This window comes from Breoghania sp. L-A4 (genome assembly GCF_003432385.1).
Classification (GTDB): Bacteria; Pseudomonadota; Alphaproteobacteria; order Rhizobiales; family Stappiaceae; genus Breoghania.
Genome location: NZ_CP031841.1, coordinates 4,028,828 through 4,050,341 on the forward strand (window position 1 = coordinate 4,028,828; position 21,514 = coordinate 4,050,341).

17 protein-coding genes are annotated in these 21,514 nt (G+C 66.5%); 10 read left to right on the top strand and 7 right to left on the bottom strand.

From position 1 onward, the window contains the following. Nucleotides 1-65 precede the first annotated feature (65 nt). From D1F64_RS18490 to fdhD, 10 genes are all read left to right on the top strand, one after another. Nucleotides 66-935 (top strand): sugar ABC transporter permease, encoded by an 870-nt coding sequence (locus D1F64_RS18490; protein WP_117413610.1) that lies wholly within the window; start codon nucleotides 66-68, stop codon nucleotides 933-935. Beyond that, nucleotides 935-1,828: a carbohydrate ABC transporter permease gene (locus D1F64_RS18495; protein WP_117413611.1), complete on the top strand. Its 894-nt coding sequence runs from the start codon at nucleotides 935-937 to the stop codon at nucleotides 1,826-1,828. Before D1F64_RS18490 ends, D1F64_RS18495 begins: the two co-directional genes overlap by 1 nt. 4 nt (nucleotides 1,829-1,832) lie before the next feature. Continuing rightward, the gene (gene ugpC / locus D1F64_RS18500; protein WP_117413612.1) at nucleotides 1,833-2,939 is read left to right on the top strand and encodes a sn-glycerol-3-phosphate ABC transporter ATP-binding protein UgpC; all 1,107 of its coding nucleotides are present in this window, start codon (nucleotides 1,833-1,835) and stop codon (nucleotides 2,937-2,939) included. A 319-nt stretch (nucleotides 2,940-3,258) separates the two neighbouring features. After that, entirely contained in the window at nucleotides 3,259-5,184 is a 1,926-nt protein-coding gene (locus D1F64_RS18505) for an autotransporter assembly complex family protein (protein WP_117413613.1), read from the top strand. 27 nt (nucleotides 5,185-5,211) lie between these two features. Then, on the top strand, nucleotides 5,212-5,385 hold the full coding sequence (locus D1F64_RS23560; RefSeq protein ID WP_162901641.1) for a hypothetical protein: 174 nt from the start codon (nucleotides 5,212-5,214) through the stop codon (nucleotides 5,383-5,385). Nucleotides 5,386-5,702: 317 nt separating this feature from the next. Next, entirely contained in the window at nucleotides 5,703-6,065 is a 363-nt protein-coding gene (locus D1F64_RS18510; RefSeq protein ID WP_117413614.1) for a type II toxin-antitoxin system RelE/ParE family toxin, read from the top strand. Continuing rightward, nucleotides 6,062-6,397 carry an XRE family transcriptional regulator gene (locus D1F64_RS18515; RefSeq protein ID WP_117413615.1) on the top strand — a complete coding sequence of 112 codons (336 nt, stop codon included), beginning with the start codon at nucleotides 6,062-6,064 and terminating at the stop codon, nucleotides 6,395-6,397. Before D1F64_RS18510 ends, D1F64_RS18515 begins: the two co-directional genes overlap by 4 nt. A 145-nt stretch (nucleotides 6,398-6,542) precedes the next feature. After that, nucleotides 6,543-10,799: a translocation/assembly module TamB domain-containing protein gene (locus D1F64_RS18520; protein WP_117413616.1), complete on the top strand. Its 4,257-nt coding sequence runs from the start codon at nucleotides 6,543-6,545 to the stop codon at nucleotides 10,797-10,799. 191 nt (nucleotides 10,800-10,990) lie between these two features. Beyond that, the gene (locus D1F64_RS18525) at nucleotides 10,991-11,905 is read left to right on the top strand and encodes a helix-turn-helix transcriptional regulator (RefSeq protein WP_117413617.1); all 915 of its coding nucleotides are present in this window, start codon (nucleotides 10,991-10,993) and stop codon (nucleotides 11,903-11,905) included. A 92-nt stretch (nucleotides 11,906-11,997) separates the two neighbouring features. Further along, a complete protein-coding gene (fdhD, locus tag D1F64_RS18530) occupies nucleotides 11,998-12,825 on the top strand; it encodes a formate dehydrogenase accessory sulfurtransferase FdhD (RefSeq protein WP_248304511.1) in 828 nt (275 codons plus the stop codon). A gap of 209 nt (nucleotides 12,826-13,034) precedes the next feature. Here fdhD and D1F64_RS18535 read toward each other — a convergent pair whose 3' ends face one another. The 7 genes from D1F64_RS18535 to D1F64_RS18565 form a co-directional block, all read right to left on the bottom strand. Continuing rightward, on the bottom strand, nucleotides 13,035-13,634 hold the full coding sequence (locus D1F64_RS18535) for a molecular chaperone TorD family protein (RefSeq protein WP_162901642.1): 600 nt from the start codon (nucleotides 13,632-13,634) through the stop codon (nucleotides 13,035-13,037). Nucleotides 13,635-13,645: 11 nt separating this feature from the next. Then, nucleotides 13,646-13,888 (bottom strand): formate dehydrogenase subunit delta, encoded by a 243-nt coding sequence (locus D1F64_RS18540; RefSeq protein ID WP_117414714.1) that lies wholly within the window; start codon nucleotides 13,886-13,888, stop codon nucleotides 13,646-13,648. 41 nt (nucleotides 13,889-13,929) lie between these two features. Continuing rightward, nucleotides 13,930-16,809: a formate dehydrogenase subunit alpha gene (gene fdhF, locus D1F64_RS18545; RefSeq protein WP_117413619.1), complete on the bottom strand. Its 2,880-nt coding sequence runs from the start codon at nucleotides 16,807-16,809 to the stop codon at nucleotides 13,930-13,932. A 4-nt stretch (nucleotides 16,810-16,813) separates the two neighbouring features. After that, nucleotides 16,814-18,370 carry an NADH-quinone oxidoreductase subunit NuoF gene (locus tag D1F64_RS18550; protein ID WP_117413620.1) on the bottom strand — a complete coding sequence of 519 codons (1,557 nt, stop codon included), beginning with the start codon at nucleotides 18,368-18,370 and terminating at the stop codon, nucleotides 16,814-16,816. Next, a complete protein-coding gene (locus D1F64_RS18555) occupies nucleotides 18,367-18,846 on the bottom strand; it encodes a formate dehydrogenase subunit gamma (RefSeq protein WP_117413621.1) in 480 nt (159 codons plus the stop codon). The genes D1F64_RS18550 and D1F64_RS18555 overlap by 4 nt, the downstream gene beginning before the upstream one ends. Before the next feature lie 153 nt (nucleotides 18,847-18,999). Continuing rightward, the gene (locus D1F64_RS18560) at nucleotides 19,000-19,884 is read right to left on the bottom strand and encodes a LysR family transcriptional regulator (RefSeq protein WP_117413622.1); all 885 of its coding nucleotides are present in this window, start codon (nucleotides 19,882-19,884) and stop codon (nucleotides 19,000-19,002) included. A 240-nt stretch (nucleotides 19,885-20,124) separates the two neighbouring features. Then, nucleotides 20,125-21,411: an O-acetylhomoserine aminocarboxypropyltransferase gene (locus D1F64_RS18565; protein ID WP_117414715.1), complete on the bottom strand. Its 1,287-nt coding sequence runs from the start codon at nucleotides 21,409-21,411 to the stop codon at nucleotides 20,125-20,127. Nucleotides 21,412-21,514: the final 103 nt, after the last annotated feature.

Genomic DNA, 21,514 nt, shown 5'->3' on the forward strand with positions numbered 1-21,514 from the left:
GGAGCGGCAACGCCCCGGCCCTTCCGCGCGCCACGAAGATATCCACCCTCAAGAGGTCATCTGCGATGGGACGCTTGCTTGAGCGATGGCTGCCGAAACTGGTGGTCTCCCCGCTGTTCGCGGCGAGCCTCTTCTTCGTCTACGGCTTCATCGCCTGGACGACCTACATCTCGTTCACCCGCTCGGGCGTCATGCCCTCCTACGGCTTCGAGGGGCTGGTGCAATACGTGCGCCTGTGGCAGACGCCGCGCTGGCACATCGCGCTGAGCAACCTGTTCATCTTCTCGGCGCTGTTCATCATCATTTCCGCCGCCATCGGCATTCTGCTCGCGATCCTGCTCGACCAGCGCATCCGCATCGAAGGGGTGATCCGCACCATCTATCTCTACCCGATGGCGCTGTCGTTCATCGTCACCGGAACCGTGTGGAAATGGATCCTCAATCCCGGCGTCGGCCTGGAGCGCCTCATGCACCTGGCGGGCTTCGAGAGCTTCCGTTTCGACTGGCTGGTGAACCCGGACTTCGCCATCTACACGGTGGTGATCGCGGGCGTGTGGCAATCCTCCGGCTACGCCATGGCCCTGTTCCTCGCGGGATTGCGCTCCGTCGACGACGAGGTGCTCAAGGCGGCCGCCATCGACGGCGCCGGGCCGATCCGCACCTACACGGGCATCGTCCTGCCGATGATGCGGCCGGTGTTCCTCTCCACGATCATCATTCTCGCCCATCTCGCGATCAAGAGCTTCGATCTGGTGATCGCGCTGACCGGCGGAGGGCCGGGATACGCCACCGACATGCCGGCCACCTTCATGTATTCCTTCGCCTTCCAGCGCAGCGAGCTCGGCATGGCGGCCGCCAGCGCGGTGATGATGCTCGTCACCATCACCGCGATCATCGTGCCCTACCTCTACTCGGAACTCAGGAGGTCCGCGTGATGCCCGGTTCCGCGCAAGGCGGTGTGGTTCGGCAAAAGGGGCTGCGGCACAGCGCGCTGCGCGTCCTGCTGTTCGTCATTCTCGGCTTGTTCTGCCTGTACTATCTCGTGCCGCTCATCGTGATGATCTCCACCTCGCTGAAGTCGCTGGCGGAAATCCGGCAGACCTCGCTCATCAGCCTGCCGCGCGAGGTGACCTTCGACGCCTGGGCCAAGGCCTGGGATTCCGCCTGCGTCGGCGTGCGCTGCGACGGATTGAAACCCTATGTCTGGAATTCGGTCGCCATGGTGGTTCCGGCGGTCGCCATCTCGACCCTGCTCGGCGCGCTGAACGGCTACGCGCTGACCAAATGGCGCTTTCGCGGCGCCGACGTGATTTTCGCGCTGATGCTGTTCGGCGCCTTCATCCCGTTCCAGGTGGTGCTGCTGCCAATGGCCCGCACGCTGGGCCTGCTCGGCCTGGCCGGCACCATCCCCGGCCTCATCCTGGTACACACCATCTACGGCCTGGCCTTCACCACCCTGTTCTTCCGGAACTTCTTCATCGGCGTCTCCGACGGCATCATTCAGGCGGCGAAGGTGGACGGCGCGGGCTTTTTCGGCATCTTCTTCCGCATTGTTCTGCCGATGTCGCTGCCGGCCATCGTGGTCACGGTGATCTGGCAGTTCACCCAGATCTGGAACGACTTCCTGTTCGGCATCGCGTTCACCGTCGGCGACAGCAATCCCGTCACCGTGGCGCTCAACAACATCGTCAACACCTCGACCGGGGTGAAGGAATACAACGTCGACATGGCGGCGGCGATCATCGCCGCCCTGCCGACGCTGGCCGTCTACGTCATCGCCGGAACCTATTTCGTCCGCGGCCTCGCGGCAGGCGCCGTGAAAGGATAGCCGCATGACCGACATCCGCCTCGACAAGGTGTTCAAGCGCTTCGGCGCGACCGACGTCATCAAGGGCATCGACCTGGAGATCGGTGACGGCGAGTTCGTCGTCCTGGTCGGACCGTCGGGCTGCGGCAAGTCCACGCTGCTCAACCTGATCGCCGGGCTGGAGACCCTCACCTCGGGCGACATTCACATCGGCGCCCGGCTGGTCAACGACATCCCGCCCAAGGACCGAGACATCGCCATGGTGTTCCAGTCCTACGCGCTCTATCCGACCAAGACCGTGCGCGACAACATCACCTTCGGCATGGTGACCCGGCGCGTGCCCAAGGCGGAACAGGACGCCGCTGTCGCCGAGGTCAGCGCGCTCTTGCACATCGATCCCTATCTCGCCCGCAAGCCGGGGCAACTGTCCGGCGGCCAGCGCCAGCGCGTTGCCATGGGCCGCGCCCTGGTGCGCAAGCCCGACGTGTTTTTGTTTGACGAACCGCTGTCGAACCTCGACGCCAAGCTGCGCATCGAGATGCGCACCGAGATCAAGAAGCTGCACCAGCGGCTGGGCAAGACCATCGTCTATGTCACGCACGACCAGATCGAGGCGATGACGCTGGCCTCGCGCATCGCGGTGATGGACAACGGCCATATCCGCCAGTTCGCCGATCCGACCACCGTTTACGAGGATCCGGTGGATCTCTTCGTCGCGGGCTTCATGGGCTCGCCGCCGATGAACATGCTGCCCGGCACCTTGCGGCATGATGGCGGGCTGTTCGTCGAGCCCGCGGGCGCGGACCCGGCCCTGCGTTTCCCGCTGCCCAAAACCATCGCGGACAGGATCACGGCGCAGGACGGGCACTCGGTCGTCCTGGGCCTGCGGCCGGAGACCATCTTCGCCGCCGGCACCGAGCTGCCCGGACCCGAGCGCTTCATCTTCGAGCGGCCCGTCGAGGTGGTCGAGCCGACCGGCCCCGACACGATGCTGGTGTTCTCGATCGGCGGCACGGAGCTCATCGCGCGCGTCCGCCCCCAGGACGCGAGCCCTCCGGGCACCGCCTTCCGATTCGAGGTCGAGATGGGCAAGGCCAAGCTGTTCGACCGGGAGACCGGCCTGCGCTTGTAGGTGCCCGGCTGGCGCCGCGAACGACGCGGCGCGCCGTCTCGAAAAACCATGCCGCACGGCATGCCGTGCGCGGGCTTTTTCGCGCCCCGCCATTGACCTGCCGTACGGCTGCGGTATTCAAAGGGCGGGATTGAAGACGGCACGGCTCATGCGCCATCCGTCACGGTCGGGTAAATGCGGCCCGACGGACGCGGTCTTTTGTTTCTGTAGAGATTTTTCGTTTACAATGATGCGGAAATGAAAGTGCGGCCCGGTCCTGCGAGGCCGGACGCCTGTATGGAGTTGAATGTTCCGCGGAATGAGACGTCAGCCGCCTGCGATGAGCAATCGCACTCCCCTTGCGGCCACACGGGCCGCGCTCATCGCAGGGTTTCTCTGCGCTGGTTGCCTCGTCACGTCCTCCGCCCAGGCATTCGAGCTCTTCGGATTCACGTTCTTCGAGGACGAGGAAACCGCGACGCCCGCCGCCGTTCCCGACCCGTTGCCCTACACCGCGACGATCACGGTTTCCGGCGGCGACGAGGATCTCAGGGACGCGCTGACCAAGGCCTCCCAGCTCATCGGCCAGGCGGACACGCCGCCCTCGGGCGCGCCGGGGCTAATCTCCCGCGCGCTGGGCGACCAGCAGCAGCTGCTCGCGCGGCTATATGTATCCGGGCTGTACGGCGGCACCATTGAGATCGACATCGCCGGCGTGCCCCTGCAGACGGCGGTGGAAAGCGGCACGATCGACCGCCGCGCCGGGCAGCGCGTGCCAGTGAGCATCCGCGTGGACACCGGGCCGCAGTTCCACTTCGGCGACATCGCCATTTCCACCCTGCACCGCGAAGGCGGCACTGCGGCCGACGTGCCGCCGGGCGACTATGGCCTGGTGCCCGGCGAGCCGGCGCTGTCGGACAACATCCTCGCCGCCGAACGAAAACTCGTGGCCAATCTCAAGGCGCAGGGCCATCCGTTCGCAAGGATTTCCGACCGTTCCGTGGTCGCCGATCACGCCAGCCGGCGGCTGGACGTGGCGCTTGAGGTCGATCCCGGCCCCACGGCCACCTTCGGCGCGGTCTCGGTCAGCGGCCAGGAGCGCACGGACACGGACTTCATCGTCTCCCAGGCCAATATCGCACCGGGCAGCCGCTACGATCCGGAAGCCCTGCGCGAAGCCGGCAAGCGCTTGCGCGCCCTGGGCATTTTCGGCAGCATCCGCGTCGCCGAAGCCGAGCAGCTCGACGCCGACGGCCAGTTGCCCATCACCATCGAGGTGTCCGAGCGCAAGCGTCACGTGATCGGCGGCGGCGCGACCATTTCCAGCACGGAAGGCGCCGGGCTCGAGGCCTACTGGCGCAACCGCAACCTGTTCGGCCGCGGCGAACAACTCAGCATCGAGGGCTCCGCCGGGCGCATCGGCACCCGTTCGCTGAGCGAGCTGGAATACGCCACCCGCATCGTCTTCACCAAGCCCGGCGCCTTCGGCCCGACAACAAGTTTCACCGCCACCGTGGGCGCCAAGCGCGAGAACCCGGAAGCCTACGACAGCCGCTCGGTCTACGGCAGCATGCGCGTGGGTAAACAGCACTCCGATACGCTGGAATACGCCGTGGGCACCGAATTCTCCTTCGCGCGCGAGGACGACGCGCTGGGCTCGGGCAACTATGCGCTGTTCGGCGTCTTCGGCGAGGTCACCCACGACAGCCGTGACGATGTCCTCGACCCCTCCGAGGGGTTTCGCGCCACCGCCTTCGCCGAACCCGCCTACGACATCGAGACCGGCGGGGCGATGCTGTTCACCAAGGCCAGCATCTCCGCCTATCAGGCGTTTGACGACGCCAAGCGCTTCATTCTCGCCGGCCGTCTCGCCACCGGCAGCATCTTCGGCTCGAGCCTGAAGGACATTCCCCCCTCCCGGCGCTATTACGCCGGCGGCGGCGGATCGGTGCGCGGCTACGCCTACCGCAACATCGGACCGCGCGTGGCCGGAGAGGTCGTCGGCGGGCGCAGCTTCTTCGAGGGATCGGCGGAAGTGCGCACGCGCATCACCGAGAGCATCGGCGTCGTCGGCTTCATGGATGCCGGCGCGGCCTATTCCACCGAGCTGCCGGATTTCTCCGAACCGCTGAAGATCGGCGTTGGCCTGGGCCTGCGCTACTACTCCTCGCTCGGGCCCCTGCGGTTCGACTTTGCCGTGCCGCTCAACCCCGGCAAGGACGACCCCGACTACGCCATCTACGTCGGTCTCAGCCAGGCTTTTTAGGGGCCGCCGTGAAATAACGCGACAGCCATGCCCGGACTGCTCCGCAGCGCGCTTTTCAAGCGCCAATTTGTAGACATCACATCCAGCTGCGGCGCCCGCCCGGGACCCGAAGTCGCCCCGAAATTTGTCGATCAGATCGACGCCGATATTCGCGTCGTCGCCACGAAGCCGCTGGCGTGCGCCATATACAACGCTGGTTGAGCGCGCCTCACCCTCGATTGTCACCCCGGGCTTGACCCGGGGCCCATTATGCCGATCTTCGAATGAAGGCTTTCGAGCGTGCAGCAATGCCCCGCAACGAAGCCACAAGGGCATCAACAAGAGGCTCCCAGAGTGGTCCCCGGCTCGGAGGCCGGGGTGACAATCGAGGGTGGGGCCAGAGTTGACGCAAACGAAAGATTTCGGTCAGCGCCGATGGCGCCAGGGCCGCTGTCGAATAGCGGCTCATGTCGTCGTTCGCACGCTTGAGACATAAATATGCACTTGAATGCATATGCGCCTCACGACATAATCACTGCATGGCCTGGACCATCAATTTCCATGACAGCTTCGCCGATGAATTCGATCGCTTGGCGGAGGACGTGAAAATTGAACTCATGGCAATGGTCATATTGCTCGCCGAATTCGGTCCGCAACTGAGCCGTCCGCATGCCGACACCCTCAAGGGATCAAGGCACGCCAACATGAAGGAACTGCGCTTCAGGGCCGATAACGGCGCTTGGCGTGTCGCCTATGCCTTTGACCCGGAGCGAAAAGCCATTCTTCTGGTCGCGGGCGACAAATCCGGTGTGAGCGAAAAACGCTTTTACAAACAACTTCTGGCAACCGCCGATCAGCGGCTTGGTGACCATTTGGCTCGACTAAAAGGACAAACACCATGACGATATCCGCCGATGACGTTTTCAAAAAACATATGACCGCCACCCAGCGGAAGAAGGCGAAAGCGCGTTCGGACGAGCTGATCGCGGAATACAAGACCTTGCAGGAACTCCGCAAGGCGCGCGCGCTGACGCAAGTGCGCTTGGCGGAGATTCTGGGCGTGACCCAGGACAACGTCTCCCGCATCGAAAAGCGTTCCGATGTCCTGCTCTCGACCTTGCGCAGCTACATCGAAGCCATGGGCGGAGAGCTTGATCTGGTCGTGACATTTCCCGATCACGCGCCGGTGCATCTCAAGACCTTGAGCGATCTCAACGAAACGCCACCGCGCTGATCGACAAGAGAAATCCGTCCTGGCTCGAAATGGTCGCCCCGACTACGCCATCTACGTCGGCCTCAGCCAGGCGTTTTGAACCCTTTCCCCGCCGATTTCCCGTCTGGCCGCTTTTAATCCGCATTCGTCGGCTTACCTTGGGCGCATGCGCCGAATCTCAAAAATCCTGATTCTCCTGCTGCTTGTCGTGGTCGCTCTGCCGGCCGCGCTGGTCGCTGTGCTGTTTACCCGGCCCGGCGGCGCCCTGCTGGCGCGCGTTGTCAGTTCCAGCGCGTCGACGCCGCAGGCCGGCATCGACGTCAGTGCCATCCGGCTCGACTGGGATGGTCTTGCCCGCATCGACAGCGTCACCATGACCGATGCCCGGGGCCGCTGGCTCAGCGCCGAGGGCATCGAGATGCAGTGGCATCCGCTTGCGCTGCTGCGCGGCGCCGTCAAGGTGGACCGGCTCTCGGTCTCCGCGATCGCGGTGGAGCGCAAGCCCGTCGCCGCGGAGACGGCGGAGGCCAGCGGCGGCGGACTTCCGGCCATCCCCGTCGATGTGGATGTCGACGCGCTGCGCATCAATGATATTTCCCTGGGCGCGGAGATCGCCGGCGCGCCGGTGCGGCTGTTTGCCGACGGATCCCTGCATCTGCGCGCCTCCGAGCTGACCGGATCGCTGAAAATCCAGCGCGACGACGACATCGCCGGACGGCTGGACGCCGATGTGGCGTTCCAGCCCGATCAGCGGACCTTGCGCTTTTCCCTGCGCGCCAGCGAGCCCGGCGGCGGCGTGATCGCGCGGCTGCTGGACATCGGCGCGCTGCCGGCCATCGACGTACGGCTTGAGGGCGACGGACCGCTCGACAACTGGCGTTCGGATCTGACAATCGCGCTCGACGACGTGCCGACGGTGACCGGGCGGGCAACGCTGGAGGAGACGGCTGACGAAAACCGCCAGTTGCGCTTCGCGCTCGACGGGCAACTGGCCCGCCTGCTGCCCGAGGGCATCCGTCCGCTGTTCGCCGGCAGCACCACGGCGCGCGGCGACATACGCCTGGATTCGGGATTTTCCCCGCTCGACGGCGTGGTGGAGGCCGAAACGGATGGCTTTTCGCTCAACGGCACCGCCGATCTCGCGGCCGACGCGCTCACCGCCGATCTGACCGCCGCGCTCAAGACGCCCGTCTCGCTGACGCTGTCGGACCAGAGCCTCGCGCTCGAAACGCTGACGATCACCGCCAGGGCCGACGGCACGCTGGATGCGGCCAACTGGAGCGCCGTGATCGAGGGCAGCGGCATCGAGACGCCGCAAGCGCGTCTGGTAAAGCTGACGGCGACCGCGCGCGGCCGCGACGCCCGCCTGCGCGCCGGGGACCGCCATATCCCGGCGCTCGTCGACATCGCCGCCGACATCGACGCCCCCGGAAATCCGCGGCTTGCGGCGCTGTCCGGACCGGCGAAGGCCTCCGCCGATCTGGTGCTGGGCACCGATGGCGCTTTGGACATCCACACGCTCACCGTCGCAGCGCCCGGTCTCACCGCCGCGCTCGACGGCACCTATGCTCTCGACAGCGCCCGGATCAAGGGCACGCTCGCGGCCGCCGATCTCGCGCCCTATTCCGCGCTGGCCGGCCGGCCGCTTGGTGGCGCGGTGCAGCTTTCCTATGACGCCACAGCGACCCCGAAGGATGGCGCGGCGACCTTCGCCTTCGACGCCCAAGGGCAGGATCTGTTGCTCGGCGTTGCGCAACTCGACGCGCTGCTGGGCGGTCCCTCGCAGATGAGCGGCACGCTGACCCGCACGGCGGAGGGCGCGCTGTCGGTGCGCGACGTGACGCTTGAGACGCCAGCGCTGCGGGCAGCGCTTGAAGCCGACAGCGATCTCACCGAGATAACGGCAAACCTGAGCGCCGAGGTGAAGACGCTTGGGCGGCTCGATCCGCGCATGACGGGCAGCCTGTCGCTGGAGGCCAGCGCCGAAGGTCCGCTCGACGCGCCGAAGGTCACCGCGACCGTGACCGGCGACGGCGTGACGCTGGGCGGCGAGGCGGTGGAGGATCTGACGCTTGAGAGCGCGCTGACGGCCTCGCTCACGAAGCCCTCGGGCACCATCGAGCTGGCGGCCCGGCTGCGCGGACAGCCGCTGACCGGCAGCGCCACACTGTCATCGGACGAGACCGGCGTGCGCCGCATCAACGACATCGCGCTGGCTACCGGCAGCACCCGGCTGTCCGGCAACCTCGCGCTGGCTCCTGACAACACGCCATCGGGCACGCTGGACTTTGCCTCGCCGGATCTTTCCGAGATCGCGCCGCTGCTGCTGCAGAGCCTGTCGGGCGCGCTCAACGCCCATGTGGAGATCGTCCAGGATCAGGGCGAGACAACCGCCCGGATGACCGCCAACGCCAGCAAGGTGGAGCGCGCGGGTCTGCGCATCGGCCAGGCGGATCTTTCGGCCACCGTCACCGGCCTGCTCACCACGCCGCATGCGGACGGCACGCTCACCGCGAGCGGCATCCGCTCGGGCGCGACGATCATCGAAAGCATCGAGGCGAGTGCGACAGGCACGGCGGACGGCACCGATTTCAAGGCCAGCGCCGATCTCGGCCGCGGCGATCTGGCGCTCACCGGCAATCTGGCGCGCACTGCCGATGGCATCACGCTGACGCTGAGCGAAGGCGGCGGCCAGTACCAGGGGCTGAAAACCAGCCTCTCCGGCCCGGCGAAGGCAGTGATCGGCAACGACGGCCGCACGACCATCGAGACGGTCTCCCTGGCGCTCGGCTCCGGGTTCGCGACGATCTCCGGCACCGCCGGCGACACGCTGGACGTGAAGGTGAAACTCGACGCGGTGCCGGTGGCGCTCGTCAACGCGGTGGCGCCCGGCTTCGGCCTTGCCGGCAGCCTGTCGGGCAGCGCCAGCGTCACGGGCGCGGCGAGCGACCCGACGGCGCAATGGTCGGTGCGCTGGAGCGATGTCTCCGCCAGTGCCGTCGCCGGCTTCGGCCTGCCCGCGACCACCCTCAACAGCGAGGGACAGTTCAAGGCAAACACCGTCACCCACACAACGGTGCTGGGTGTCGGTTCCTCGGGAACCATGACGGCGAAGGGCAGCGTCGCGCTTGCCGATGCGCCGCGCCTCGACATGACGGTGACCGGCACGCTGCCGTTTGCGATCGCCCAGCGCACGCTGACCCGATCCGGTCTGCGGCTGGACGGCGCCGCGGCGCTCGATCTGCGCATCGGCGGCACCGCGGCAAGCCCGGCGATCAGCGGCACGATCACGACCCGTGACGCAACCGCCGTCAGCCTCAACACCGGCCTTGTGGTCACGGGGCTTTCGGCCACCGCGCAGCTCTCAAGGGATCAGATCGAGATCACCAGCCTCGCCGGCAAGATCGGCGGCGGCGGCACGCTGGCGGCCTCGGGGACAATCGGCATCGGCGGCGGCATGCCGGCCAATGTGTCGTTGAAGATCGACGACGGCACCTACACCGACGGGCGGATCGTCACCGCACGCATCGACGCGGATCTCACGCTCAGCGGACCGCTCGCGACGACCCCGAGCATCGGCGGCAACATTGCCGTCAAGCGCGCGGACATCACCATTCCTCAAGCCATGGCGACCACGCTGGCGCCCGTGTCGGTGGAGCACGTGAACGCGCCGGGCGACGTGGCGCGTCAGGCGGCCACCCTGCGCAAGGGCCCCAAGGACAACGCCGCGGGCGGCGTCAATCTGGATCTCACCGTCAACGCGCCGGGACAGATCTATGTGCGCGGACGCGGGCTGCAGGCCGAGCTCGGCGGCCGCATCCGCATCACCGGCACCACGGCCAATCCGGTCTCCAGCGGCGCCTTCACTCTGCGCAACGGCACCTTGTCGCTGCTCTCGCGGCTGCTGACGTTCACCCGGGGCACGATCACGTTTTTCGGCAGCTTCGATCCGCAGCTCGACTTCGCGGCCACGACCACCGCCAATTCGGCCACCGTCACCGTGACGGTGGCGGGCACGGCGTCCGATCCGAAGGTCGAGTTCTCCTCCTCGCCGGACTATCCGCAGGAAGAGATCCTGGCGCTGCTGCTGTTCGACCAGAACCTGTCCGGCCTGTCGGCGACCCAGATCGCCCAGCTGGCGAGCGCGGTGGCCAGCCTCGGCGGCGCCGATCCGCTGGACAAGCTGCGCAAGAGCCTTGGCGTGGACACCATCAACATCACCACCGACGAGAGCAACAACACCGCCGTGGAGCTGCGCAAGAAGGTCAGCGACAATGTCTCGCTCGGCGTCCAGCAAGGCTCGCAGGCCGGCTCCAGCCGTGTCACCGTCGACATCGACGTGACCAAGAACCTGCGCGCGCGCGGCGAGACCGACGCCAACGGCGGCACCAAGGCCGGCATCTTCTTCGAAAAGGAGTACTGACGCCGCCGCGCGCGAAAGGCTGCATTCCCCGCGTCCGGCGCGCCTTGCGAAATTTTCGCTGGTGCCGGGTGAGACTCTTTGCCATTCAGGTGTGTGCCGTCACCACCCTGGTCCGGCTCTTTCAGGAGCTTCCCGCCGTGCCGCGCCGCGGTGCGGAATCCCGCCACGCAGGATTGGAGCAAGTCCTTTCAATGGCCGAGCCCGAGAACACCGCCGAGACCGAGCTGGACGATCTGGCGAAGAAATTCTTCACCACCAAGCAGGTCGCCTCGCTGCTGCACGTGAAGGAACGCAAGATCTACGAGCTGGCCTCGGCGGGCGAGATTCCGGGCACGCGCGCGCTGGGCAAATGGCTGTTCGACCGGCAGGCGATCTACAAATGGCTGAAGAGCCACGGCACCGACGCCGGCGCCTCGACCGAAATCGAGCCGCCAAACGTGGTGCTGGGCAGCCATGACCCGCTGCTCGAATGGGCTTTGCGCGAATCCAATTCCGGCCTCGCGACGTTTCTCGACGGCAGCCTCGACGGGCTGGAACGCTTCGGCGCCGGCGAAGGCATCGCCAACGGCATGCATGTGTTCGATCCCGCAAGCGGCGACTGGAACGTGCCCGCCATCAAGGCGGCGGCCGCCGGCCAGCCTGCCGCGCTCATCGAATGGGCGTGGCGCGAACGCGGGCTGATCGTGCCCGCCGGCAACCCCCAGGGGATCACCGGCATCACGGATCTGGCGGGCATGCGGGTCATCCCGCGGCAGGAGAAGGCGGGCAGCCAGGTGCTGCTGCAGCATTATCTGGACACGGAACTCCCCGGCGCCGTCACGCTCACCCGCGCGGCAAGAACCGAAAGCGACGCGGCGCTGGCGGTCTTCGAGGGCGAGGCGGACGCGGCCTTCGGCCTGCAGTGCGTGGCGCGGCAGTTCCGGCTGGACTTCGTGCCCATCGTCCGCGAGCGTTTCGATCTTCTGGTCACGCGCCGCGACTGGTTCGAGCCGCCGCTGCAGCGGCTGATGGCCTTCACCCGCACGCCCGAGTTCCAGGCCCGCGTCGCAGCGCTGACCGGCTATGACGTCACAGGCCTGGGCACGGTGCATTTCAACGGTCTTTAGAGCTGCGGCACCTCTCTTTCATGTGCGTTTTCCTGTGATATTGATCTTTTTCTGCGAGCGCACGTCGAACATTGCGCTATAGTGCGGCCATCATGAGCATGGCAGAAGACATCACACCCCACACGTCCTCCACCCGCAGGATCAGGACCGTGAGCTGGAACCGGCCCGCCCCGCCCTCGGGGTTGCGCGCGGTTCCCGAAGAGACCGCCGTCGCGCTCACCTACAACGGCTCCACCCACGCGGTGATGATGGCCACGCCCTGCGATCTGGAGGACTACGCCTATGGCTTCAGCCTCACCGAGGGGCAGATCCAGGCCCCGTCGCAGATCCGGTCCATCGACGTGATCGTGCTCAATGAGGGCATCGACGTGCGCATCTGGCTCGACGCCGACACCGCGGCGCAACTCCGCGACAGGCGCAGGCGCATCGCCGGGCCCACCGGATGCGGACTGTGCGGCATCGAGAGCCTGAGCGAAGCCGTGCCGCGGCCCGCCCGGGTGCAGGGCGACGCGCGCGTCACCGCCGCCGACATCATGGCCGCGCAACGCGCCATGGTCGCCGGCCAGACGCTGCACGCGGAAACCAGCGCAGTGCATGCCGCCGCCCTGTGGACGCCGAGCGGCGGACTGCTGGCGATCCGCGAGGACGTGGGCCGGCACAATGCGCTCGACAAGCTCGTTGGCGCGCTGTCGCGCGCCGGGCCGCGCGCCCACGGCGGCATGCTGCTGCTGACCAGCCGGGTGTCGGTGGAGATGGTGCAAAAGGCCGCCGTGCTCGGCAGCCCGGTGCTTGTCGCCGTCTCAGCCCCCACCGCGCTTGCGGTGCGCACGGCGGAAGCCGCCGGCATCACGATTGTGGCGATGGCGCGGGACGATGGCTTCGAGGTGTTCTCCCATCCCCATCGCATCGTACCGGAGTGAGGCTTTCCGGACGTCGGCGGGATAGCCGCGCATTCGGAACGGTTTCAGACAGTAAAAGCCTCTCCGAACACGCCGCCCATCCTTCGAGACGCCGTCTTCGGCGGCTCCTCAGGATGACGTCATCGTATTGATATTTTTATGAAATCATCTGTTGGACGGCAACCTTCAGAGAACAGCCGGAAGGCCGTATCGAACGATCACGCAAGCGTTCAGGGTCCGGAATTCTGCCCGATCGCGGCTTCGCCCGCGAGAAACGCCCGCCCGAACCGCGCCACCGCCGCATAAAAATCGGCGCCTTCGGCGGCTTCCAGATCGTCGAGGAATTTCGGCGCCCAGGGCTCGATATGGCGCGCAAAGAACGCCGCCTGGGCGCGGACCGGCACCGAACCCACGCGGCCGGCGATCAGCCCGGCCATGATCATGCTGAGATTGGCGACATGATCCTCGGGCTCGGTCGGATCGCCGTTGCGCGCGATCCCCATGCGCGCCAGGTCGATGCGCAACTCCGCGAGCGCCCGGCCGAACAGATGGCCGTTGCGGTAAAAGGAGGCATAGGGCATCAGGCGCGGCTGCGGCCGGGCCGCAAAGAGCGCGCGGTGCTCGCACGCCACGGCCTCATCACCCAGCGCCGCTGCGCGTGCATGCAGATCCGCGAACGCGTCACCCAGGGGATCGCCGCCGGTCGCGCGCAGGGTGCCGAAAAGCTCCGGCCGCGCGGGACCGCTCAACAGTCTCGCCAGCAGCCGGTAGTGATCGGCGCGCGCGTCCACGCTCACAGCGGTTTCAAGCGCACCGGCGGGCGCCTCCATCGCCCGCATCCTCACACGGGCTCGGGCATCGGCCGTGGCGCGCTCACCTTGCGGATGCTCGGGGCCGCCTCCAGCACCAGCGGATCGAAGCCCGCCTCGCCGCTCGCGATCAGCGCGAAGAACTGGGCCCGCATGCGCGGCTCCCAGAAGCTGTTAATGTGAGCCGCCACCCCGGCCACCGCCTCGTCGTGCGGCTTGGAGTGGAAGAACGTCGCGATCTGGTTGGCCATATAGACGAGTTTCTCAGGCGACATGGGCCATTTCCTTTCCTGGCGCGCGGCGATTCCGGCGCGGCTCATTCGGCAGCCTCGATGACCGGCAGAATGCGGCGGGCCTGGCGCGCCTGCCGGTCGTATTCCACCTGCCAGTCGGTGGGTCCGTTCGACGGTGCGATCTGCACAGCGGTCACCTTGTATTCCGGACAGTTGGTGGCCCAGTCGGTGAAGTCCGTGGTGATCACATTGGCCTGGGTCGTGGGGTGGTGAAACGTTGTGTAGACCACACCCGGCGACACCCGGTCGGTGATCAGCGCGCGCAACGTGGTCTCGCCGGAGCGGCTGGCAATCCTCAGCCAGTCGCCGTCCTTGACGCCGCGCTGTTCGGCGTCATGCGGATGGATCTCCAGCCGGTCCTCCTCGTGCCACACCACATTGTCGGTACGCCGGGTCTGCGCGCCCACGTTGTATTGCGACAGGATCCGCCCGGTGGTGAGCAGCAGCGGGAAGCGCGGCCCGGTGCGCTCGTCTGTCGCCACATATTCGGTGCGGATGAACTTGCCCTTGCCGCGCACGAAGCCGTCCAGATGCATCACCGGCGTGCCCTGCGGCGCGGCGTCGTTGCACGGCCACTGCACCGAACCCAAGGTCTCCAGAGTGTCGTAGGAGACATTGGCGAAGCTCGGGGTGGTCAGCGCGATCTCGTCCATCACCTCGCTGGGATGGGTGTAAGCCCAGTCGAGCCCCATGGCCTGGGCCAGCTTCTGGGTGACTTCCCAGTCGGCCAGGCCATTCTTCGGCGACATGACCTTGCGCACGCGGTTGATGCGGCGCTCGGCGTTGGTGAACGTCCCGTCCTTTTCCAGAAACGTCGAGCCGGGCAGGAACACATGCGCGTGGTTGGCGGTCTCGTTGAGGAACAGATCATGCACCACGACGCATTCCATCGCCGCCAGTCCGGCCGCCACATGGTGGGTGTCGGGATCGGACTGAAGAATGTCCTCGCCCTGCACATAGATGCCCTTGAAGCTGCCCTCGACGGCGGCGTCCAGCATGTTGGGGATGCGCAGGCCCGGCTCGCTGTCCAGCGTCACGCCCCAGAGCTTCTCGAACAGCTCGCGGGTGGCATCGCCCGACACGTGCCGGTAGCCCGGCAGCTCATGCGGGAACGAGCCCATGTCGCAGGCGCCCTGCACGTTGTTCTGGCCGCGCAGCGGGTTCACGCCGACGCCCTCGCGGCCGATGTTGCCGGTGGCCATGGCGAGATTGGCGATCGCCATCACCGTGGTCGAGCCCTGGCTGTGCTCGGTGACGCCGAGACCGTAGTAGATCGCGCCGTTGCCGCCGGTCGCATAGAGCCGCGCGGCGCCACGCAGCTCCTCAGGGTCGATCCCGGCATAGGCGCCGACGACCTCGGGTGAATTCTCCGGCTCCGCCACAAACGATGCCCAGTCCTGGAACTCGTCCCAGTCGCAGCGCTCGCGAATGAAGGCCTCGTCGAACAGGCCCTCGGTGACGATGACATGAGCCAGCGCCGTCAGCACGGCGACGTTGGTACCCGGGCGCAGTGGCAGATGGTGGCTCGCCTCGATGTGCGGCGAGCGCACGATGTCGGTGCGGCGCGGATCGAGGACGATCAGCTTTGCACCGGCCCGCAGCCGCTTCTTCAGCCGTGAAGCGAAGACCGGATGGCCGTCGGTCGGATTGGCGCCGATGATCATCACCACGTCGGTCTTCTCGACGCTGTCGAAGTCCTGGGTGCCGGCGGAGGTGCCGAAGGTCTGGCCGAGACCGTAGCCGGTGGGCGAATGGCAGACGCGGGCGCAGGTGTCGACATTGTTGTTGCCGAACCCCTGGCGGATCAGCTTCTGCACCAGATAGGTCTCTTCGTTGGTGCAGCGCGAGGAGGTGATGCCGCCGATGGCGCCGCGGCCATACTGATACTGGATGCGGCGGAATTCGCTCGCCACATGGGCGAAGGCCTCCTCCCAGGAGACCTCGCGCCACGGGTCGGAGGTCTTCTCGCGGACCATCGGGTTGAGGATGCGCTCCTTGTGCCCGGCGTAGCCATAGGCGAAGCGGCCCTTGACGCAGGAATGGCCGCGATTGGCCTTGCCGTCCTTGTACGGCACCATGCGCACCAGCTCCTCGCCGCGCATCTCCGCCTTGAACGAGCAGCCGACGCCGCAATAGGCGCAGGTGGTGACCACCGAATGCTCCGGCTGGCCGATCTCGATGACCGATTTTTCCTGCAAGGTCGCCGTGGGGCAGGCCTGCACGCAGGCGCCGCAGGAGACGCATTCCGACGAGAGAAAGTCCTCGTGCATGCCCGGCGAGACCCGGCTGCCGAAGCCGCGGCCCTCGATGGTCAGCGCGAAGGTGCCCTGCACCTCTTCGCAGGCGCGCACGCAGCGCGAGCAGACGATGCATTTGGAGGGATCGTAGGTGAAATAGGGGTTGGACTCGTCCTTCGGCATGTAGCGGAAATTCTCACCGTCCCCCGCCTTGGCCTTCACATGGTTGTCGCCCTCGTAGCCGTAGCGTACGTCGCGCAGGCCCACCGCGCCGGCCATGTCCTGCAACTCGCAGTCGCCATTGGCAGCACACGTCAGGCAATCGAGCGGATGGTCGGAGATATAGAGCTCCATCACCCCACGGCGGATGTCCTTCAGCCGCGTGTTCTGGGTGGTGACCACCATGCCGTCGGCCACCGGCGTGGTGCAGGAAGCGGGCGTGCCGCGGCGGCCCTCGATCTCCACCAGGCAGAGGCGGCAGGACCCGAAGGCGTCGACCATGTCGGTGGCGCAGAGTTTCGGCACCTGGATGCCGGCCTCCGCCGAGGCGCGCATGACCGAGGTGCCCTCGGGCACGGTGACGGCAACGCCGTCAATCGTCAGGGTGACAGTTTGCTCCGCCTTGGAAGCGGGGGTGCCGTAATCGATTTCGTGGATCAGACCCATGGTGCTACTCCGCGGCTTCGGCGATGTGTTTTGGTGTGAAATCGTCTGGAAAATGGGTGAGCGCGCTCATCACCGGATAGGGCGTGAAGCCGCCCAGGGCGCACAGGGATCCCAGTTTCATCGTGTTGCAGAGATCGGTAAGCAGCGTGATCTGGTCGCCGGGCGCATCGCCCTGCCCGATCCTGTCGACCACTTCGACGCCGCGCACCGCGCCGATGCGGCAGGGCGTGCACTTGCCGCAGGATTCAACGGCACAGAATTCCATCGCGAAACGCGCCTGCTTCAGCATGTCGACGCTGTCGTCGAAGACGACGATGCCGGCGTGGCCGATCAGCCCGTCCTTTTCCGCAAACGCCTCATAGTCGAAGACCGTGTCGAAGAGCGCGCGCGGGAAATAGGCGCCCAGCGGCCCGCCGACCTGCACGGCCTTGACCGGCCGTCCGCTTGCCGTGCCGCCGCCGATCTCGTCGATGATCTCGCCCAGCGTCAGCCCGAAGGCGGTCTCGTAGAGGCCGCCGTATTTCACGTTACCGGCGATCTGGATCGGGATCGTGCCGTGCGACCGGCCGACCCCGTAGTCGCGATAGAAGGCCGCGCCGCGGTCCAGGATGATGGGCACGGAGGCCAGCGACATGACGTTGTTGACCACCGTCGGGCGGCCGAGGAATCCCTCCAGCGCCGGCAGCGGCGGCTTGGCGCGGACCACGCCGCGCTTGCCCTCGAGCGAATTGAGCAGCGAGGTTTCCTCGCCGCAGACATAGGCGCCCGCGCCGACGCGCACCTCCATGTCGAAGGCGTGGGCCGAACCCAGCACGCCCTGCCCCAGGATCCCTTCGGCCCGCGCGATGTCGATCGCCGCGCGCATGGTGGCGATGGCGTGGGGGTATTCCGAGCGGGTGTAGATGTAGCCTTTGGTCGCGCCCGTCGCGAGGCCGGCGATCGCCATGCCCTCTATGAGCACGAAGGGATCGCCCTCCATGATCATCCGGTCGGCAAACGTGCCGCTGTCGCCCTCGTCGGCATTGCAGACGATGTATTTCCGCGCGCCCGGCGCATCGAGCACGGTCTTCCACTTGATGCCGGTGGGAAAGCCCGCGCCGCCGCGCCCGCGCAGCCCGCTGTCGGTCACCTGCTGCACGATCTCCGCTGGCGTCATGGCGATGGCCGCCTCGAGCCCCTTCAGACCCTCGTGCTGTCGATAGTCCGCCAGCGACAGCGGATCGGTGACGCCGCAGCGCGCGAACGTCAGCCGCGTCTGGTTCTTGAGATAGGCGATCTCTTCGGTCAGGCCCAGCCACAGGGCGTGCTCGCCGCCGGCCTCGAATCCCGCGTCGAACAGACCCACCACGTCGGATGGTGCGACCGGGCCGTAGGCGATGCGGCCTTCCGGCGTCGCCACCTCGACCAGCGGCTCCAGCCAGTGCATGCCGCGCGAGCCGTTGCGCACGATCAGGGCGTCGATGCCACGTGTCTTGAGTTCAGCCGCAATTGCCTCGGCGACCAAATCCGCGCCGACGGCCAGGGCGGCGGCGTCGCGAGGCACGAAAATCGTGAGGCTCATCGGCGCGCCTCCGCGACCAGATCTCCGGCGGAAGCGGCGTCGAGCCGCCCGTGCAGCCGGTCGCCGAGCATCGCCGCCGGGGCGCAGGAGCACAGACCGAGGCAATAGACCGGCTCCAGCGTCACCAGCCCGTCCGTGGTGGTGCCGTGCCAGTCGATCCCGAGGCGGCGCATCACGTCGTCGGCGATGGCGTCGCCGCCCATCGACTGGCAGGCCTCGGCGCGGCAGATCTTCAGCACCCGGCGGCCCGCCGGCCGCTCGCGGAAATCGTGATAGAAGCTCGCCACGCCATGCACCTCGGCGCGGCTCAGATTGAGCTTGCCGGCGATCGTCGTGAGCGCGGCGGGCGGCACGCACCCGAATTCCTCCTGCACATCGTGCAGGATCGGCAGCAGCGGACCTTCCAGCTCTGAAAGGCGGTCGACGATGGCGCCGACCCGGCCCCGTATTTCCTGCGCAGACGGCTGCACTGACATGCAAATTTCTCCCAAAACCGCAATGAGAGGGAATTTTGCATGAAAACGTACAGTTATATCAAGAAAGCTATCCCGTCGCTCGATAGGGTTTTTCTATCAAGCGGGATGACATCCATGCCGCCGGCGCGGAAGAGCCCCGCGCCAAAGACCGGATCAGAGACTGGAAATGCGCTTCGCCTGCGCCAGAAGCGCGGCGATCACAGGCGTGTAGGGCTCACGGTAGGCGGCGACGAGGCCGACCGTGTGCGAAGCGTCGGGCGCGACGATGGGGATCGCGCGCAGCGGCGCCTCCGCGCCGAATGTCTCCACCAGCTTCACCGGCATGATGCTCGACCACTTGCCGGTGCGCACATGAGCGATGAGCGCGACCATCGAATCCGACTCAAGCGTCGGATTGGCCGCGGTGCCGGCCTCCGCCAGATGCTGGTTGAGAATGCGCCGGTTCTGCATGTCCGACGTGAGCAGGCACAGCGACAGCGCGCTGACCTCCTTCCAGGTCACGCTCTCGCGCCGCCCGAACGGATTTTCCTCGGTGGTGACCAGGCAGTAACGCTCCAGGTACAGCGGCACATTGGCGACCCGGCCCAGCGGCTCGTTGTCGAGGTAGGTGATGCCGACGTCGATCTCCAGATTCTCCAGAAGCGACAGCACCTCCACCGAGGTGCGCGAGATCACCGAGAAGGTCACCTTGGGATGCTGCTCGCAGAACGGCGTCGTCAGATCGGGCAGCATCGCCATCGCCGTTGGAATGGCGGCGACGCGCACGTGGCCCGAAAGCCCGTGTTTGGCGGCGCGCATTTCCTCATGCATGGTGCGCGCGTCACCGACGATGCGCCGCGCCCAGTCGAGCACACGCTGGCCCTCCGGCGTCAGCCCCTGGAAGCGCGACCCGCGGCGGACCAGCATCACGTCGAGCTGATCCTCGAGCTGCTTGATGGCGGCCGACAGCGTCGGCTGGGTGACCCGGCATTCCTCCGCGGCGCGGCCGAAATGCTTCTCGCGCGCCAGGGCAATGAACATTTCAAGCTTGTCGATCATGGGGGCTCTCACACCTTGCCTGTGTGCGTGAACCTACAATCCCTGAGGCAAAAAACTCAAACATCTTCAAAACGCGCAAAAACGCAGGCGCATGGGGGAGAGCCGGAGCCCGAGATCAGGCGCCGGCCAATAGAACAGGTGGCCGTGGCGGGACCCTCCCGCCGCGGTCTTGCATGTTGTGAGGACCCGGCATTCATGCGCCCTGCGGCGCCGGTGATGATCGGGGAGACACCCCAGCTCTCAGCCGGCCGACAGCGCCTGATCGAGATCGCCGATGATGTCGGCGATGTCTTCCAGACCCACGGACAGGCGCACCACCTGGGGACCCGCGCCAGCGGCGATTTTCTGCTCGTCGGTGAGCTGGCGGTGAGTGGTGGAGGCGGGATGAATGATCAGCGAGCGGGTGTCGCCGATGTTGGCGAGATGCGAGAAAAGCTGCACGTTGGAGACCAGCGAAACACCCGCGTCATAGCCGCCCTTGAGCCCGAAGGTCAGCACCGCGCCGGCGCCCTTGGGGCTGTATTTCTGCATCAGCGCGTGACTGGAATCCCCGGGCAGGCCCGCGTAGGACACCCAGTCGACGGCCTCGTGCTTCTCCAGCCATTCCGCAACCGCCTGCGCGTTCTCGCAGTGACGCTGCATGCGCAGCGGCAGGGTCTCGATGCCGGTGAGGATCATGAAGGCGTTGAACGGCGAGATGGCGGGGCCGAGATCGCGCAGGCCGAGCACCCTGAGCGCGATGGCGAAGGCGAAATTGCCGAACGTCTCGTGCAGCACGATGCCCTGGTATTCCGGGCGCGGCTCGCTGAGGAACGGATATTTGCCGTCCCTGGACCAGTCGAAGGTGCCGCCGTCGACGACCACGCCGCCCATGGAATTGCCGTGCCCGCCCATGAACTTGGTCAGCGAGTGGACCACCACGTCGGCACCGTGCTCGATGGGGCGGCAGAGATAGGGCGAGGCAAGCGTGTTGTCGACGATCAGCGGCACGCCGGCCTTCTTCGCAACAGCCGAGATGGCCGCGATGTCGGTGACAATGCCGCCGGGATTGGCGATTGACTCGATGAAGATCGCCTTGGTCTTCTCGCTCACCGCGTTCTCGAAGTTGGCGATATCGTCGGGATCGGCCCAGACAACGTTCCAGCCAAAACTCTTGAACGAATGGGTGAACTGATTGATGGAGCCGCCATAAAGCTTTGTCGACGCAATGACTTCGTCGCCCGGCGTCATCAGCGCGTGCAGCGTCACCATCTGCGCGGCGTGGCCCGAGGCCACCGCAAGCGCCGCCGTGCCGCCCTCCAGCGCCGCGACGCGCTCCTCGAGCACCGCCGTCGTGGGATTGGTGATGCGGGTATAGATGTTGCCGAAGGCCTGCAGGCCGAAAAGCGACGCGGCGTGGTCGACATCGTCGAAGACGAACGACGTGGTCTGGTAGATCGGCGTGGCGCGCGCGCCGGTGGCCGGATCGGGCTGCGCGCCGGCGTGGATCGACAGGGTCGAGAAGCCGGGTGTCTGGTCGTCGCTCATTGGGATCTCCTCCATTGCGTCAAATGGGACGTTCAAATTTCGACGTTTTTGATGGTTCGTTGAATGATTTTCGACCGTTTTTTGAATCAAATTCGATGTCGGT

Bases quoted from the DNA above. Each gene is read 5' to 3' on its own strand.
- D1F64_RS18515 (WP_117413615.1), top strand. From the start codon at position 6,062: ATGACGATATCCGCCGATGACGTTTTCAAAAAACATATGACCGCCACC.
- D1F64_RS18550 (WP_117413620.1), bottom strand. From the start codon at position 18,370: ATGAGCCTCACGATTTTCGTGCCTCGCGACGCCGCCGCCCTGGCCGTC.
- D1F64_RS18535 (WP_162901642.1), bottom strand. From the start codon at position 13,634: ATGGAGGCGCCCGCCGGTGCGCTTGAAACCGCTGTGAGCGTGGACGCG.
- D1F64_RS18540 (WP_117414714.1), bottom strand. From the start codon at position 13,888: ATGTCGCCTGAGAAACTCGTCTATATGGCCAACCAGATCGCGACGTTC.
- D1F64_RS18560 (WP_117413622.1), bottom strand. From the start codon at position 19,884: ATGATCGACAAGCTTGAAATGTTCATTGCCCTGGCGCGCGAGAAGCAT.
- D1F64_RS18495 (WP_117413611.1), top strand. From the start codon at position 935: ATGCCCGGTTCCGCGCAAGGCGGTGTGGTTCGGCAAAAGGGGCTGCGG.
- D1F64_RS18520 (WP_117413616.1), top strand. From the start codon at position 6,543: ATGCGCCGAATCTCAAAAATCCTGATTCTCCTGCTGCTTGTCGTGGTC.
- D1F64_RS18555 (WP_117413621.1), bottom strand. From the start codon at position 18,846: ATGTCAGTGCAGCCGTCTGCGCAGGAAATACGGGGCCGGGTCGGCGCC.
- D1F64_RS18490 (WP_117413610.1), top strand. From the start codon at position 66: ATGGGACGCTTGCTTGAGCGATGGCTGCCGAAACTGGTGGTCTCCCCG.
- D1F64_RS18565 (WP_117414715.1), bottom strand. From the start codon at position 21,411: ATGAGCGACGACCAGACACCCGGCTTCTCGACCCTGTCGATCCACGCC.
- fdhF (WP_117413619.1), bottom strand. From the start codon at position 16,809: ATGGGTCTGATCCACGAAATCGATTACGGCACCCCCGCTTCCAAGGCG.
- D1F64_RS18510 (WP_117413614.1), top strand. From the start codon at position 5,703: ATGGCCTGGACCATCAATTTCCATGACAGCTTCGCCGATGAATTCGAT.
- D1F64_RS18505 (WP_117413613.1), top strand. From the start codon at position 3,259: ATGAGCAATCGCACTCCCCTTGCGGCCACACGGGCCGCGCTCATCGCA.
- ugpC (WP_117413612.1), top strand. From the start codon at position 1,833: ATGACCGACATCCGCCTCGACAAGGTGTTCAAGCGCTTCGGCGCGACC.
- D1F64_RS18525 (WP_117413617.1), top strand. From the start codon at position 10,991: ATGGCCGAGCCCGAGAACACCGCCGAGACCGAGCTGGACGATCTGGCG.
- D1F64_RS23560 (WP_162901641.1), top strand. From the start codon at position 5,212: ATGCCCGGACTGCTCCGCAGCGCGCTTTTCAAGCGCCAATTTGTAGAC.
- fdhD (WP_248304511.1), top strand. From the start codon at position 11,998: ATGAGCATGGCAGAAGACATCACACCCCACACGTCCTCCACCCGCAGG.